The organism is Paenibacillus marinisediminis (assembly GCF_054343325.1).
This window is the reverse complement of the sequence record NZ_JBTGUH010000001.1, coordinates 712,858-727,607: the sequence shown is the minus strand read 5'-3', so window position 1 is coordinate 727,607 and position 14,750 is coordinate 712,858. Positions and strand designations below refer to the sequence as shown.

The window sequence follows — 14,750 nt, the reverse complement described above, 5'->3', positions numbered from 1 at the left end:
ATAACGATGAAGCATAAACGAATAGCATTTGGATTAACCATGCTGTTGATGATGATGACGGTGCTCACAGGCTGCGGATCGAGTTCTGAGCTTGTCATCGGCACCCAAACCTATACCGAGTCGAAGATCATTGCAGAGATGTACAAGGCGCTGATCGAAGATCGGACAGAATTGAAAGCTAAGATTATTCCTGACTTGGCTGCTAGTCCAGTCATTATTAATGCGATGAAACGCAATGATATTCAGATTGCAACGCTCTACAGCGGAGAAATATTCAACAACTATTTTCCGATAGAAGAAACGAAGGATCGCGCGCGTGTACTGGAGCAGGCGCAGCAGGGATTCGACAAATATTATGATTTTACATGGATGGACTCACTCGGCTTCGAGAATACGTACGCATTCACAGTGCGAGAAGATCTCGCGCAGGAGAAGGGCTATAAGACTATATCGGATGTAGCGAAAGATGCGGACAGCTTGCGTCTAGGTGTGGATACGACGTGGCTTGAGCGTTCGAATGATGGTTACCCTGCTTTTCAGAAAGCATATGATTTTAAGTTTGGGAAGGAATTCCCAATGGAACAGAGTTTAGTGTATCAGGCGGTAGGCAATGATCAGGTTGATATTGTATTAGCTTATTCCACGGATTCTCGTCTTAAGGCCTATCATCTGCAAACGCTAGAGGATGATAAGCACTTTTTCCCTCCATATGATGCATCCCCAGTCATACGCAACGATGTGATCGAAAAGCATCCTGAAGTAGAAGCGGCCATTCAGGAATTAGTGGGTACTTTAGATGCAGAAACCATGATTAATCTTAACTATCAGGTAGATATCGAGAAGAAGAGTGAACGCGAGGTTGCGCAGCAATATCTGCGTGACAAGGGTTTATTAAGCAAATAATTCAATCGGCAGATACAATGCCGGAAGGGAGGACTATATGGGCGATTATGAATGGTCAATTGTAGATTTGCTGTCCTATATGAGCCGAAATTCAGATATGCTCTGGGAGTATTTTATATCACATGTATTGATGGTGCTAGGCGGTGTTGGGCTGGCGATTGTGATCGGGATTCCGCTCGGAATCATCTGCTCTAAAAATGAAACCTTGGCGAAGATTATTCTTGCGATTACGAGCGTGCTGCAGGTTATCCCCAGCTTAGCGTTGCTCGTCCTGCTCATGTTGGTGCTAGGCTTGGGACAGACAACAGTGACGGTCGGTTTGCTGTTCTACTCCTTGAACCCGATCGTGCGCAACACTTATGTGGGCTTGAAGCAGGTAAATCCCAGCTACATTGAAGCGGGACGCGGCATCGGCATGAATCCGCTGCAGCTGCTGCTCAAAGTGCGATTCCCGCTAGCCTTGACTTATATTATGACCGGGCTGCGCATTGCCGCAGTCATCGCGATTGGAGTCGTGACGATTGCTCCGCTCGTTGGCGGAGAAGGGCTTGGCCGCGAAATATATGCGGGCATCAACAATCAGAATCCGCTTCGCCTCTATGCAGGGGCAATACCTGCTGCTGCGCTTGCGATCTTTGCAGATATCGTGCTGGGATATTTCCAGCGCCGCTTGAAGTTCGATGAGCGCAAATCAAAGAAGAACGGAGTGAAGAGGGTATCCCCTTCTAGATAAGATCTATAATGGTAGCTTAGTATGCAAAAGGAAGCTCAGGGAAGCCTAGAATAGGCAGCCTGAGCTTTTTTTGATCCGTAAACATGTGGAGCTACAATCCACTGGGGAATATATGTAACAATTGACACATAAAAATAAAAGATGTATTCTATTAAAGCGAATTTATGTTAATTTATTAAATTTTATGGTAAGGAATGGTGGAAATTGAATGAGCGATGCCTCAGCATTGTCGAAATCTAAATTTTGGAGCATGATGTTTGCTATATTTTTTGGTAACTTTCTAGCTGTTCTTAGCACGAATATGGTGACGGTCGCATTGCCGGTGCTAATGGAGCAATTTGATGTTACTCTGACTTCGATTCAATGGGTAATGACGGGCTTTCTGTTAGCAACGGGTACAGTTGCACCGGCCATTGGATTTCTAGGGAATCGATTCAGCACAAAGCGTTTGTATCTCTTTGCCTTGATGGGGTTCGTAGTTTCCTCCTGCTTGTGCGCCTTAGCTTGGAATGAAACGAGCTTGATCTTATTCCGGGTACTGCAAGGCTCGTTCAGCGGCATTATTATGCCAACGACCATGTCGATCGTATACCAGGTCATTCCGAAGTCGCAGCAGGCATTCGGTATCAGTATATGGAGCTTGTCCGCAATGCTGGCGCCAGCCATTGGACCTACTCTTGCAGGTTGGCTCACTCACGTGTTCAACTGGCAATGGCTGTTCTGGATTAACATCCCGATCGGATTAGCCGCGATCTGGGCAGTTATTAAATTTATTCCGATGTATAAGGTTGGCGGACAGACAGGCTTCGATAAGCTGGGCTTCTTGATGGTAGTGAGCGGAAGTATTCTGCTGCTGTATGCCATCGGTAATACCCAGACATGGGGATGGCTAGGATGGAAGACAATCGGATGTATTGTGATCGGTGGAGCGATCATCGGACTGTTCATATTCCGCTCGCTGCGCCAAAAGTACCCATTGCTGCAGTTTAAAGTGTTCCAGTCGAGACAGTTTGCGTATTCGATGATTCTTGTGAGCATTATTACGATCAGCTTGTATTCAGGATCCTTAATAACACCTCTGTTTCTGCAAAATGTACAAAAAGCATCGACCTTAACAGCAGGTCTTATTATGCTCCCCGCATCGCTGCTGATGGCAATGGTCATCCCATTCACAGGCAGATGGTATGTCCGTTTCGGACCAGCCAGGATGATTTCGCTCGGCCTTGCCTTGATCGCGATCAGTTCTTTTGCGATGAGCCACTTGCACGTGAATACGTCGCATGCCGCTATCATATTCTGGCTCATATTCCGAAACATCGGTATCGCGTTAGCGAACACGCCGTCTGTTAATGCAGGTATGAGTGCCATTCGGCGGGAATGGACGGGATATGGCTCTTCAATCAATAGCTGGCTGCGCCAAGGATTAGCTGCGCTGTCTATCAGCATGTTCTCCTCAATCCTTGTATCCAGAACGATGCATCATATAGAGGTATTGTCGCAGGGCGGAGCAGTTGATCAGGCAACTGTTCAATTGGAGGCCTATGCTCAAGGGATTAATGACGTTAACTTCATCGGCTTCCTGCTTGCCTTGATCGCGATCCCGATTGCGCTTCAGCTCAAAGGTTATGCTGCTCAAACGGATAAGGGAGCAGCCGTGCAAGTATCCTCAAGCAGCTCCGCTGACCGTGCGGCTAAGCCTGAACAGCATAAAGAATAAACAGAAGAGACTTCCCTTATCTATGGACGGCACGGCAACGTGTCCAGCACTGGATAAGGGAAGTCTCTTTGCTATGGCAGCTTCTGCTATTCGCTGCCTTTTATGCGGGCATCCGTGCTCTCCTGCGCGCCAAGCAGACGCTTGCTCAGGGAGGCGCGCCAGCTGCTGGACAGCGCTGGCACGGCCAGCAGCCGTTCAATGCCCTCAGCGCCATGAAGCTTCTGATGCATGACCTCATTCGCATATTGGATGCTGAGCGCAGAGGGCTCACGTGATAGAAGCTCAATCGGGTCGCCAACGGTTACCCGTCCCGGCTCAAGCACTCGCAGATAATACCCGGTATACCCGGTATTCTGCATCCAAATCGGCAGCTCCTTGTGGTCGTATCGCGCCGCAAGCTTGAAGCAGGGCTGACGAGGCTGGCTCACCTGAACAACCGCTTCTCCAATACGAAATGTATCGCCGATATGAACATCGCTTTCTACTAAGCCGCTCGTGGTCAGATTTTCTCCGAACGCAGATGAGGGAAGTGGGCGGCCTATCTCCTCGCTCCAGTAGGTATAGTGTTCTTCCGCAAATACGCATACTGCTTTATCTGGTCCACCGTGGTGTTTCTGATCTGCTTGTCCATCACCTTCGAAGCCAAGCGGAGTTAGCATAATGGGAACAATCACGAGATCTTTAACCATGCCCGTTAGGACAGGCTTGCCGTTATAAGTGAACGACTCGGCCGGCTTGCCGACGTGAAGTGATGCAATATGTGCCCTCAAGTCCTTATACCTCCTTGCTCAAAATCATGATGTCATCGCATTTTCGTAAATAGTAATATGTATATTCATATTTACTATTATATAATTGGTCAACTTCCGATTCCTATAGTATAGTTTAGTTAATATAGCTTGTGATGTTAATAGTAGAGAGGACAGTAAGGAGGGGGATCTGCATGTCTTACTCTGATAAAAGCGAGCGGTCCCGTCATTCCTTGCCCGATCATGTCGTATTCTTTCGTGCGGATCGTGAGATTGGTACAGCCATGCCGTTTAAGATATACGATTGGAAGCGCAACGGGGTAAGCATTAATGACCATGCTCATGATTATATTCAGATCTGGTACGTGGTGAAGGGTGAATTCATGCACACCATCAATAACCACGCGTACAGAATGGTGAAAGGAAACTTGTTTGTTATTCCGCCTTACACCGTTCATCGGGTAGATCCGATACTAGAGAAGGGCTTCCATGTCATAGGATTAGAGTTCATGCCTCAGTTCGTATATGAAGGATATCAAGCCGTGAATGAAGGAGATGAAAGCTTTGATGCGCTGTATCTCCATCCATTTATGCAGGATGAACGGAATGTAAATCCGAAGATCGCATTAATAGGCGAGGCTGATATGGAAGTTACACGACTGCTGCAGGGGATGCTGAATGAATTCCAGTCAGCCAAGCGCTATTATGAACTCGTACTGCGTGCCGACCTATTAAAATTGCTTTCTATTATTATTCGTGAACAAGCGAAGCAAGCGGGAAAGCTGAAAGACGAAGATGAGCGAGTGGAGAAGTATCGCGAGTTGATGCTCTCTGCTATCAAATACGTACAGGATCACCATGCTGAAGAGCTTCGATTGGAGACCGTCTGCCGTGAGTTTAGTATATCCAAGAGCTACTTCTGTCAGCTGTTCAAGCGCTTTACGGGCAAAACATACGGTGACTATCTGATTGAATATCGCGTCCATAAAGCAGCGGAGCTGCTGCTGAAGAGCGATATGTCCGTTACCGATATTAGCTATGGAGTCGGCTTTAATGACCATGCCTACTTCTCACGTGTATTCAAACGCCAGACGGGCGTAGCCCCGACTCTTTATAAGAAGCAAGCTTCCTCTATACAACCTTAAACAGCCAAGAGCAATCCCGATGCGTATACATTTGCAGTTGGGATTGCTTTTTCATATGCGTTAATTGCACATCTCCATAAGTTATAGGAAAGCGTGTAAGATAGTCCAACATTTGTGGAACATAGTCCAATGAGCGTAAGCGGTTACCAATTATAATGGAGGAGATTCAACTAATAAGAAGCCTGTAAACGTCAGCTATTCGGTTAGCCGAACAGTTGGCATCATTGATGGGAAATGGAGTGTGCCAGATGAAATTAGGTGTGAGTGTTTACAGTTTGTATGGTGCGATGAACGATGGTCGAATGGATCTGTTTCAAGTGTTGGAATGGTTGAAGGAGCAGGGAGCAGAACACGCGGAGATCGTTGAGTTAGGCTTTAACTTGACTGAAACACCGGAGCTTGCGGATCAGATTCGCGAGAAAGCAGCCTCGCTCGGAATTGAACTGTCCAATTACTGCATTGGCGCGAACTTTGCCGGCTTGAGCGACGAGGCCTTCGAAGCAGAGGTAGAGCGCGTCAAGAAACATGTAGATGCAGCACATCGTCTTGGTGTTAAGCGTATGCGGCATGATGTTGCTTCTCGTCCGCTTGCTGAAATGGGTACCGAATACTTCGAACAGGATCTGCCTAAGCTCGTGGAGGCGTGCCAACGCATTGCCGATCATGCGCAAGCTTATGGGATTACGACAAGTGTAGAGAACCACGGTTTTTATATGCAAGCAAGTGAGCGAGTGCGCCGCCTCGTGATTGCGGTTGATCGTCCGAACTTCCGCACGACACTTGATGTAGGCAACTTCATCTGCGTGGATGAGCCTTCGTTGTTCGCGGTTCAGAACAATTTGCCGTACGCTTCTATGGTGCATTTGAAAGACTTCTATGTTCGTCCTTCACAACAGAATCCTGGCGAGGGATGGTTCCAATCGGTGCACGGTCAGTATGTGCGCGGTGCGATTGTAGGCCAAGGAGATCTTCAATTACACGAGATTGTTCGCTATGTGAAGCAATCCGGTTATGACGGATTCTTGTCGATTGAGTTCGAAGGAATGGAAGATTGCTTGAAAGGCACGCGAATCGCGCTTGCGAACGCGCGTAGAATGTGGGAAGAAGCTTAAGCAGCAGCGATCCTAACAATAGTCGTACTTAAAGCCGTTAACGGCTTACATAGAGGAGGAAATCATAATGAGAAAGCTGAAGGTCGGCGTTATCGGAGCAGGATCGATCTCCCAATCCCACTTGGATAGCTATGCGAGGAATCCAGAAGTTGAGCTTATCGCGGTGTGTGATTTAAACGAGCAGCGCGCTAAGGATAAAGCAGAGAAATATGGCGCTAAGCTGGTATATACGGATTATCATGAATTGCTGGCTAATCCTGATGTTGAAGCGGTCAGCATCTGTACTTGGAACAACTCGCACGCATCGATCAGCATCGATGCGATCAAAGCGGGCAAGCATGTACTGGTTGAGAAGCCGATGTGCCGTACGGTTGAAGAAGCTCTTGCTATGCAAGAAGCGGTTCGCGCTTCCGATAAGACGTTGCAAGTCGGCTATGTTCGCCGTCATGCAATGAACGCTCGCGTGCTTCGCAAATTCATCGATAATGGCGACTTGGGTGAGATCTACTTCGCTAAGGCTTCTTGCCTGCGCAAGATCGGTAACCCAGGCGGCTGGTTCAGTGATATCGAGCGTTCCGGCGGCGGCCCTCTGATTGACCTTGGCGTACACGTTATCGACATCTGCTGGTATATGATGGGCAAGCCAAAAGTAGTATCGGTATCCGGTAACGCCTACAACAAGCTCGGCAACCGTAAAAATATTGAGAACTATTCAATCTACAAAGCAGCTGACTATGATGCGGATCATAACACAGTAGAGGATCTGGCGAATGCCATCATTCGTTTCGAGAACGGCGCTTCCTTGATGGTAGATGTGAGCTTCTCCTTGCATGCTAAGCAGGACGAGATAGCGGTTAAATTGTACGGAGACAAAGGTGGAGCTGAGCTGGAGCCAGAATTGCTGATCGTGGGCGAGAAGTACAACACGATTCTGAACATGACTCCGCAGATCGATCACCGTTCTTTCGAATTCCAACAAGGCTTCTACAACGAGGTGGAAGCATTCGTAAACTGCGCCTTAGGTAAGGCAGATACGATCTGTCCGGTTGAAGACGGCGTTGAGATGATGAAGATGCTGTGCGGTATCTACGAATCCAGTGCAACTGGCCGCGAGGTTGTATACGAATAAGAGAGGGTGCGAATCAATCCATGGATAAATTGACGAACAAGATTGGCGTTATCACAGACAGCTTTCGTTTGCCGGTTCGCGAAGCGCTTCTGAAAGCGAAAGAAGCAGGTGCTGAAGGCGTTCAGATCTATGCAACTAGAGGGGAAATGGACCCAGACAATCTGTCAGCTGAACAGCGCAAAGAGCTGAAAGCCTACATCGATGAGCTTGGTCTCGAAGTATCCGCATTGTGCGGTGATATGGGCGGTCACGGCTTCCAGGAGCGTGCAGCGAACCCGGAGAGAATCGAGAAGTCGAAGCGTATTCTCGATCTGGCTCTTGATCTCGGCACGAATATCGTGACGACTCATATCGGTCTCATTCCTGAGAAGGGCAGCGAAATATATACTGTGATGCAGGAAGCTTGTGAGGCGCTTAGCCAATATGCGAATAGCGTAGGCGGCCACTTCGCGATTGAAACAGGCCCAGAGATAGCTGAGCATCTGAAGGAATTTTTGGATTCCTTGACCGGTACAGGAATGGCGGTTAACTTCGACCCAGCGAATATGGTGATGGTAACTGGCGATGATCCGGCAAAAGGCGTGTATCTGTTAAAGGACTATATCGTGCATACTCATGTGAAGGACGGCGTTAAGCTGGTTGATGTTGATCCTCGTGATGTTTACGGCATGATCGGATATGAGCCGATGTCCCATGAGAAGATTGCTGAGATGGCGACTGATGGTCCGTTTAAGGAAGTTCCGCTCGGAGAAGGCGGAGTCGACTTCGATCTTTACTTCAAGGCGCTGCAAGATATCGGATACACAGGCTACTTGACGATTGAGCGTGAAGTAGGCGATTCGCCTGGTGAAGATATTATGAAGGCTGTAAAGTTCATTAAACAATACAGATAATGAAAGAGGGGTATTCTCCGTTCAGGAATGGACGGCAGAATACCCCTTTATACATTTAGAATAGCAATTTGGACAATGCTTGAGCAGCATCTTCTCCGCATGTTTGTTGGACAATATTAATGAAGCCTTTTGTTGAAGCCATCTTCCCTTTATACCTATCATAGAATTGCTGAAGTGCTTGATCGAACGCTTCCGTGCCGAATTGGGATGTCCACTGATGCAGTGCGCTTGACCCATACAAGCGATAATGAAGCTCAGCTTCTGGCCCCAGCTTCTGTGCTGGAGCAGCAGCAGGCAGCGTCTGCGGCACCATCTGCTTCATATCTGGTGAGCTCCATGGCTTCTGAAGTACTTCTTCGGTATAACGCGAAGCCATATACTCAGATAATCCAGTGCTCAAAAAGCCGTCGGTCTGCGGGTTGGAGCCAACAGCATGCTGGACCCACTGTGATGCAAGCATCCGATAGATTGAGCTTTCATCTATGGTTCCGTCCTGCTTGCGGCTGAACATCATGATGCCGTCCATGCTTTGCGTTATTCCCGTATACGGGGCCTCTACTAATTTAATTTCCGGATACGGCAGACGTCCGATCTTCTCCGTCATCCATTCTGCTGCGGCAGCGGCTTGACTGAGAAGCTGCTGTCCCGCTTCTGTCGATAATGGCTGGAGTCCATCGTGGCGAACAGCGGATGAGTCTTGACGGTACAAGCGAATGATGAGACCGCTGTCCAGCTTAATCGATCCTACTTCCTCCAGATCTCCGCCATACCACACCATTTCGCGTACACCGTGGGCAACTGTAGACACGATCTGTTTATCTTCTTTGATCGATGTATGCGTATGATCTCCATTCGTGATCACATTCCATTCCGCTGGAAGCTCCAGCTTCACATTATAATCGGCCATACTATAGAAATCGCTGCGGTAATTAGCATCATAGGGAGTACGGTTCCAGGCATGGTACAAAGGATCATATACCGCTAATTGCGGAGTCCACCATGTTCCCCCGGTTATGCTTTCACTACGCATCAGGAGATTCGCGCCGTACGGATATTCCACCCCATAGTTTATCTTAATGGTAATGCTGTCTCCAGTATTGAGCGGCTTTGGCAGCTTTATCGTGAGCGCTTGAGCTTGATGCTCGAACACAAGTGCATCGCCGTTCTTCGTTGTCACACTTTTCGTCTTGATTCCGCCCAGCCAATCCGATTCCGGCATAGGATGATCTGCACCGAGTGACTTAGCCCATTGTTCATTGACGCTTCTGGCTTGTTGCGTCTGTGTCGCAACATTGCTGGTCGAATCGCCGTGCCAGTGAAAGACAAGCTCGGAGAGCGCATCAGGATACGAGTTCGTGAACGTCACTTCTGCAGTAGCCTGTAAGGTGTTGGTCTCCTGTTCCCAGCGAGCTTGAATGTCATAGCTGAGAGGTGACAGCTGATACTTGCTGTCTCTGGAATCTGCAGCCAGGGTGCCGATAAATCCCGCGATCATAAATACAAATACAATTGCAATGACTGCTATAGCAGCGTATAGACGTGTGCCGTATTTAGTTAGCATTGTCTTGATCATGCCTAATCTCCTCTTCGAACGAATGGACAGGAATAAGATGAACTGCCCTTTACAAACAGCTTACCGAAGTTCCCGTTCCGATTCTATCGATGTCTCTTACATACAACTTACAGGATTGTCATGTTGTAATTCTATTGTAATTGTTGTGTATCCCTATTTTCAAATACAGAAAGAGCCGCATTAGATTTTCAATAGATTACAGTTCAATGAAACCTCTATTTCGTGCTTCATCATTGTATCGTATTCGATGTTCCACAGCCACGCTTTGATGCTTGTATATTTTGGAGCTAGGAATGAATTGAGTACGAAACCTACCTTATTATGTTAAGCTAATCTCAGTGACTATGGAATAGGAGAGGAAATGCTCGTGAACCTGAAATCGATACGCTTTAACGCGCCTTTTGCGCGCTTGGCAGGTCAATATCCTTTTACACTTCCAGTAATTCAGCAGCTTGACCATTTGACGTTCGATTCACCTGTAACGATATTTGTCGGGGAAAATGGTTCCGGCAAGTCGACGGTGCTTGAAGGGATAGCAGCCGCGGTCGGCTCCATCACGGTTGGTGCTGAAAGTGTAAATTCCGATCCGACGCTTCAGCCTGCACGTGATCTGGCAAGCACCATGAAGCTGGAGTGGAAGGTAAAGACGAAGAAGGGCTTCTTCTTGCGATCGGAAGACTTTATTAACTTCGCGCGCCGAATGTCTCAGACCCGTCAAGAAATGCTGGACCGATTGGAAGAAGTGGAGGAGGAGTATAAGGACCGTTCGATCTTCGCGCAGAATCAAGCGAAGATGGCGTATACGAATTCCATTCATGCGATCGAGAGCTACTATGGAGAAGATCTGGATGCCAGATCCCATGGAGAAAGCTTCTTCAAGCTATTCCATTCTCGCTTTGTGCCCGGTGGATTGTACCTGCTTGATGAGCCAGAGACACCGCTCTCGCCCATGAAGCAGTTAACCTTCATTTCGATGCTGAAGGAAATGGTGGAGCAGAATAGTCAGTTTATCATAGTGACCCATTCACCTATTCTGATGGCGTTCCCAGGAGCGGCAATCTATAACTTCGACGCAGTTCCCGTAGAGCGCGCTGTCTATGAGGAGCTGGAGCATGTACAGCTGACCAAGGCGTTCCTTCAGAATCCAGAACGATATTTACGGCATCTCTAACCGATTAGATAAACAGACAAGCAGCCGGGCATTGTATGCCGCGGCTGCTTGTTCTAAGGCTTACTTCAATTATATACCCCACTCGCGCAGATCCAGATCACGCACGCCTTCTACAACATAAGGATCGTTCTCCGCTATTGCCTTTGCTTCTTCAAACGAATCGGCCACATAAATGACCATACCGCCAGAACCATCCTTGAATGGACCCTTTAAATGTACTTTGCCTTGTTCTCTCAGCTTCTCCAGGTAATCTAGATGGTTCTGACGAAAGACCAAGTTCTTGGATACATCCTTCATATTCAGTATCGCTGCGAAATATGCCATGAACACTTCTCCTCCATATCCAAGATTAGATCCGTCGTTAAGAATTAGATCGCCCAGTTGCCGTTTCTAAAGATCGGTACGGATGATCCGTCTTCAAGAATACCGTCAATGTCCATCTCGCCTGAACCGATCATAAAGTCTACGTGCGTCATGCTGATGTTTACACCGTTCGCATCGAGCTCTTCCTTGGACATGGTCGTGCCGCCTTCAATATTGAACGCATAACCGCTGCCGATCGCAAGGTGATTCGAGGCGTTCTCGTCAAACAGCGTATTGAAGAACAAGATGTTCGATTCCGAGATCGGGGAATGATGCGGAACGAGGGCAACCTCACCCAGGTAATGGGACCCTTCATCAGTCTCAACCAGCTTCTCTAGGATTTCTTGGCCTTCTTCCGCTTCCACCTTCACGATGCGGCCGTTCTCGAACGTAATCTTAAACTTATCAATAATGTTGCCGCTATAGCTGAGCGGCTTCGTGCTGGAAACATATCCGTTAACACCATCTTTCTGCGGAACCGTAAACACTTCTTCTGTTGGCATATTCGCCATAAATTGAACATCGTTAATGTTCGTGCTGCTCGCACCGACCCACAGATGTTTATCATTAAGCTCAATGGTCAGATCTGTGCCAGGAGCAGTGTAGTGCAGCTTGCGGAAATGCTTGTTGTTGAGCACTTCAACCTTCTTATGCAGATTCGCATTATGCTCATTCCAAGCTTGAACAGGATCAGAGCTGTTTAAGCGGACCGCCTCGAAGATTGCGTTCCAGAGCTGCTGAACGGCTTCTTCAGGAGCAGCATCAGGAAATACCTTCTTAGCCCAATCCTTGCCTGCGCCGGCAACGACTGTCCAGCTCACCTTGTTGGATTGAGCAGCTTTGCGATAGTTCTCCAGTGCTTTGCCGGCTGCTTTTTGGAAATTGCTGATGCGGTTGGAGTCTACGCCTTTCAATAGATCCGGACTCTCGGAAACGATGGAGATGAATGCTGCTCCGGCTTCAACGAAAGTATTGCGTTTTAATGCTTCATATTCGGGGTATGTAGTAAACACGTTAGCATCTGCTTTGTCGTATTTGAGGCGAGTGAGCGTTTCGTCATTCCAGTCGACGTGAACATTGCCTGCACCAGCTTCATAGGCTTTGCCTGCGACCAGTCGTGCAAGCGGAGCCATCTGGATCGAGCTTGTAATGAATACGGCTTGACCCTGTTGTACGTTAATGCCTACCTTAACAATCAGATCTGCATACTTGTCTAACTGTTGTTCGAATAAATTCATTAAGTCATCACCATTTTCTTGAAATATTTGTTACTTCCTTATTGTAGCTTATTTGAATTCATTTGTCCGTCTTCTAATGAAACATATTGAGTACGTTTAGCAGAGACGCAGTGATAATCTGCGGCACGTAGTGGAAGCGCTGCAGTCTTACCTGAATATTGTATCCAACTATGTGAAAATTACGGTGGAGTTCTATTATTGAATCGAATCGGCAGTAATATATTATAACTGAAAATATGAACATAAATAAGCGCTTACATAATCCTTGGTGAATTGCTATATTGGAATGAATAACATCATGATGCGTCTGAGGCGTCTCATATGGACAACCGATGTACAGCATCCAAAGGGAGAGACAACGATATGCCAAACTTACATCTATTGACAGAGACAGAACTGAAACAACTGGGAGCATGGTACAATCAGATGAACAGCTCGATTCAAGAGGCGGTTGACTCCTGTTATAAGCAGATTAATCAAGCCGCTGGGTCAGGAAGCATATCAGAGAAGGCGTTTCAAGAACATACGAAGTCTTTTTTTCTAGAAGAGCGGAATGAACAGTTTAATCGTAAGGCATCCGGCTTCTATAAGCTGCTGCATGCAAGTGGACTAGCGCTCGGACAAGCTATCGCGATCCTGAATGAATTGCACTATTCCTATATCAAAGTGATAACGCACAAGCATAACCTGTTTACAAGCAAATCTAATTCGCTCATGAATGGTCTGCAGAAGGCGGCTGGATTAGAGTTGGAGATGCTGGCAGATGAATATATGAGCAGTATGATGATAACAGCCTCAGAGGGGATCGTTGAGCTCTTAGATAAGAACAGCGAGATCAGCTATATCCGTGAACTGCTGAAGAAGATGGAGTACCAACGAAGCTTATCTCATAACGTTGCGGCTGCTTCGGAAGAGTTGTCAGCTTCTATTAAAGAAGTAGCAAGTAATGCGGCGCTCGCAGCAGATCGAACAGATGATGCGGTTAAGTATATGGATCGCGGCAAGCAAGTGATCACGAAGGCACTGGAAGAGATTATTCATTCTAGTGTGACGATCGATCAGATCATGAATCATTTTAATGAGCTAAGAGAAGGCCTTGAAGAGATAGAGAACGTAGTAGAAATGGTTGACGGCATTGCGAATCAGACGCACTTACTTGCGCTTAATGCATCCATAGAAGCTTCTAGAGCAGGAGAAGAAGGCAGAGGGTTTGCAGTTGTTGCCACTGAAATTCGTAAATTGGCCCATTCCACGAAAGAGTCGCTTCAGGAAGCGCATAATCAAGTAAAGAGAATTAATCGTTTTACTTCAGATGTATCGGTATCGATCGAGTCCGCTTCCAGTGTCATTCAGAAGGGGGTAAGTGAAGCGGATGAAGCTGTGTCCATTCTGAACTCGTTTACCGATCAGATGATCAACATCGGGACGGCTACTTCATCTATCGCAGCTATAACCGAAGAACAGCATGCATCGGTTGAAGAAGCATCAAGTCAAGTCATGGAGATGGCCGAAGTAACGGATCAAGTATCTGATCTCGCGAACTCAACCGGTACAGCTGTGCATGAGCTCAGTAAGACGACAGAACAGTTTAGAAATTCAATGTTTACAAGTCAAACAGGGATGCCGATGATTGCGCTGCTGCAGCTAGCAAAGTCCGATCATATTCTGTGGAAATGGCGGATCTACAATATGCTGCTAGGCTATGAGAAGGTTACGCCGGAACAAGTTACTTCTCACCATGAATGCCGCCTTGGTAAATGGTATTTTGATGCGGATTCGATGTCGCGTTTCGGGATGAAGCCTGCCTTCCAGTCGCTTGATCAACCGCATCAGAAGCTTCACCAACATGCGCGCGCGGCTGTTGAGGCATATGCGGCAGGCCATATGGGGCTGGTAGAGGAGCATATGCTTCAGATTGAGCAAGCTTCGAAGGAAGTAGTATATTATATCGACCAGCTGCTGAATGCTATCGTGGATTATCAAAACAGTAACGGTAAAGGTTTTGACTAGTTAGGAAGAAGGTG

At 47.3% G+C, this 14,750-nt stretch carries 13 protein-coding genes; 9 read left to right on the top strand and 4 right to left on the bottom strand.

Annotation, left to right across the window (positions count from 1 at the left end; translation table 11 throughout):
* Window positions 1-6 precede the first annotated feature (6 nt).
* The 3 genes from ACXX53_RS03280 (at window position 7) to ACXX53_RS03270 (ending at window position 3,353) form a co-directional block, all read left to right on the top strand.
* The gene (locus ACXX53_RS03280; protein WP_458567161.1) at window positions 7-903 is read left to right on the top strand and encodes a glycine betaine ABC transporter substrate-binding protein; all 897 of its coding nucleotides are present in this window, start codon (window positions 7-9) and stop codon (window positions 901-903) included.
* Window positions 904-940: 37 nt separating this feature from the next.
* Window positions 941-1,636 (top strand): ABC transporter permease, encoded by a 696-nt coding sequence (locus tag ACXX53_RS03275; RefSeq protein WP_458567160.1) that lies wholly within the window; start codon window positions 941-943, stop codon window positions 1,634-1,636.
* Between the two features lie 208 nt (window positions 1,637-1,844).
* Window positions 1,845-3,353 (top strand): MDR family MFS transporter, encoded by a 1,509-nt coding sequence (locus ACXX53_RS03270; RefSeq protein WP_458567159.1) that lies wholly within the window; start codon window positions 1,845-1,847, stop codon window positions 3,351-3,353.
* Window positions 3,354-3,439: 86 nt separating this feature from the next.
* On the opposite strand, the gene ACXX53_RS03265 is transcribed toward ACXX53_RS03270, so the two are convergent.
* Entirely contained in the window at window positions 3,440-4,123 is a 684-nt protein-coding gene (locus ACXX53_RS03265; protein ID WP_458567158.1) for an MOSC domain-containing protein, read from the bottom strand.
* 173 nt (window positions 4,124-4,296) lie between these two features.
* Between ACXX53_RS03265 and ACXX53_RS03260 the strand changes: the two genes are divergently transcribed.
* From ACXX53_RS03260 to ACXX53_RS03245, 4 genes are all read left to right on the top strand, one after another.
* Window positions 4,297-5,247, top strand: a complete 951-nt coding sequence (locus ACXX53_RS03260) for a helix-turn-helix domain-containing protein (protein WP_458567157.1) — start codon at window positions 4,297-4,299, stop codon at window positions 5,245-5,247.
* 248 nt (window positions 5,248-5,495) lie between these two features.
* On the top strand, window positions 5,496-6,359 hold the full coding sequence (locus ACXX53_RS03255; RefSeq protein ID WP_458567156.1) for a sugar phosphate isomerase/epimerase family protein: 864 nt from the start codon (window positions 5,496-5,498) through the stop codon (window positions 6,357-6,359).
* Window positions 6,360-6,426: 67 nt separating this feature from the next.
* Entirely contained in the window at window positions 6,427-7,488 is a 1,062-nt protein-coding gene (locus ACXX53_RS03250; RefSeq protein ID WP_458567155.1) for a Gfo/Idh/MocA family protein, read from the top strand.
* A gap of 20 nt (window positions 7,489-7,508) precedes the next feature.
* On the top strand, window positions 7,509-8,381 hold the full coding sequence (locus ACXX53_RS03245; RefSeq protein WP_458567154.1) for a sugar phosphate isomerase/epimerase family protein: 873 nt from the start codon (window positions 7,509-7,511) through the stop codon (window positions 8,379-8,381).
* A 55-nt stretch (window positions 8,382-8,436) separates the two neighbouring features.
* Here ACXX53_RS03245 and ACXX53_RS03240 read toward each other — a convergent pair whose 3' ends face one another.
* Window positions 8,437-9,954 (bottom strand): hypothetical protein, encoded by a 1,518-nt coding sequence (locus ACXX53_RS03240; RefSeq protein WP_458567153.1) that lies wholly within the window; start codon window positions 9,952-9,954, stop codon window positions 8,437-8,439.
* A 367-nt stretch (window positions 9,955-10,321) separates the two neighbouring features.
* On the opposite strand from ACXX53_RS03240, the gene ACXX53_RS03235 reads away from it, so the two are divergent.
* Window positions 10,322-11,125: an AAA family ATPase gene (locus tag ACXX53_RS03235; protein ID WP_458567152.1), complete on the top strand. Its 804-nt coding sequence runs from the start codon at window positions 10,322-10,324 to the stop codon at window positions 11,123-11,125.
* A 69-nt stretch (window positions 11,126-11,194) separates the two neighbouring features.
* On the opposite strand, the gene ACXX53_RS03230 is transcribed toward ACXX53_RS03235, so the two are convergent.
* Entirely contained in the window at window positions 11,195-11,449 is a 255-nt protein-coding gene (locus tag ACXX53_RS03230; protein ID WP_458567151.1) for a YciI family protein, read from the bottom strand.
* Between the two features lie 44 nt (window positions 11,450-11,493).
* On the bottom strand, window positions 11,494-12,726 hold the full coding sequence (locus ACXX53_RS03225; RefSeq protein WP_458567150.1) for an aminopeptidase: 1,233 nt from the start codon (window positions 12,724-12,726) through the stop codon (window positions 11,494-11,496).
* Between the two features lie 363 nt (window positions 12,727-13,089).
* On the opposite strand from ACXX53_RS03225, the gene ACXX53_RS03220 reads away from it, so the two are divergent.
* Entirely contained in the window at window positions 13,090-14,736 is a 1,647-nt protein-coding gene (locus tag ACXX53_RS03220) for a methyl-accepting chemotaxis protein (RefSeq protein ID WP_458567149.1), read from the top strand.
* Window positions 14,737-14,750: the final 14 nt, after the last annotated feature.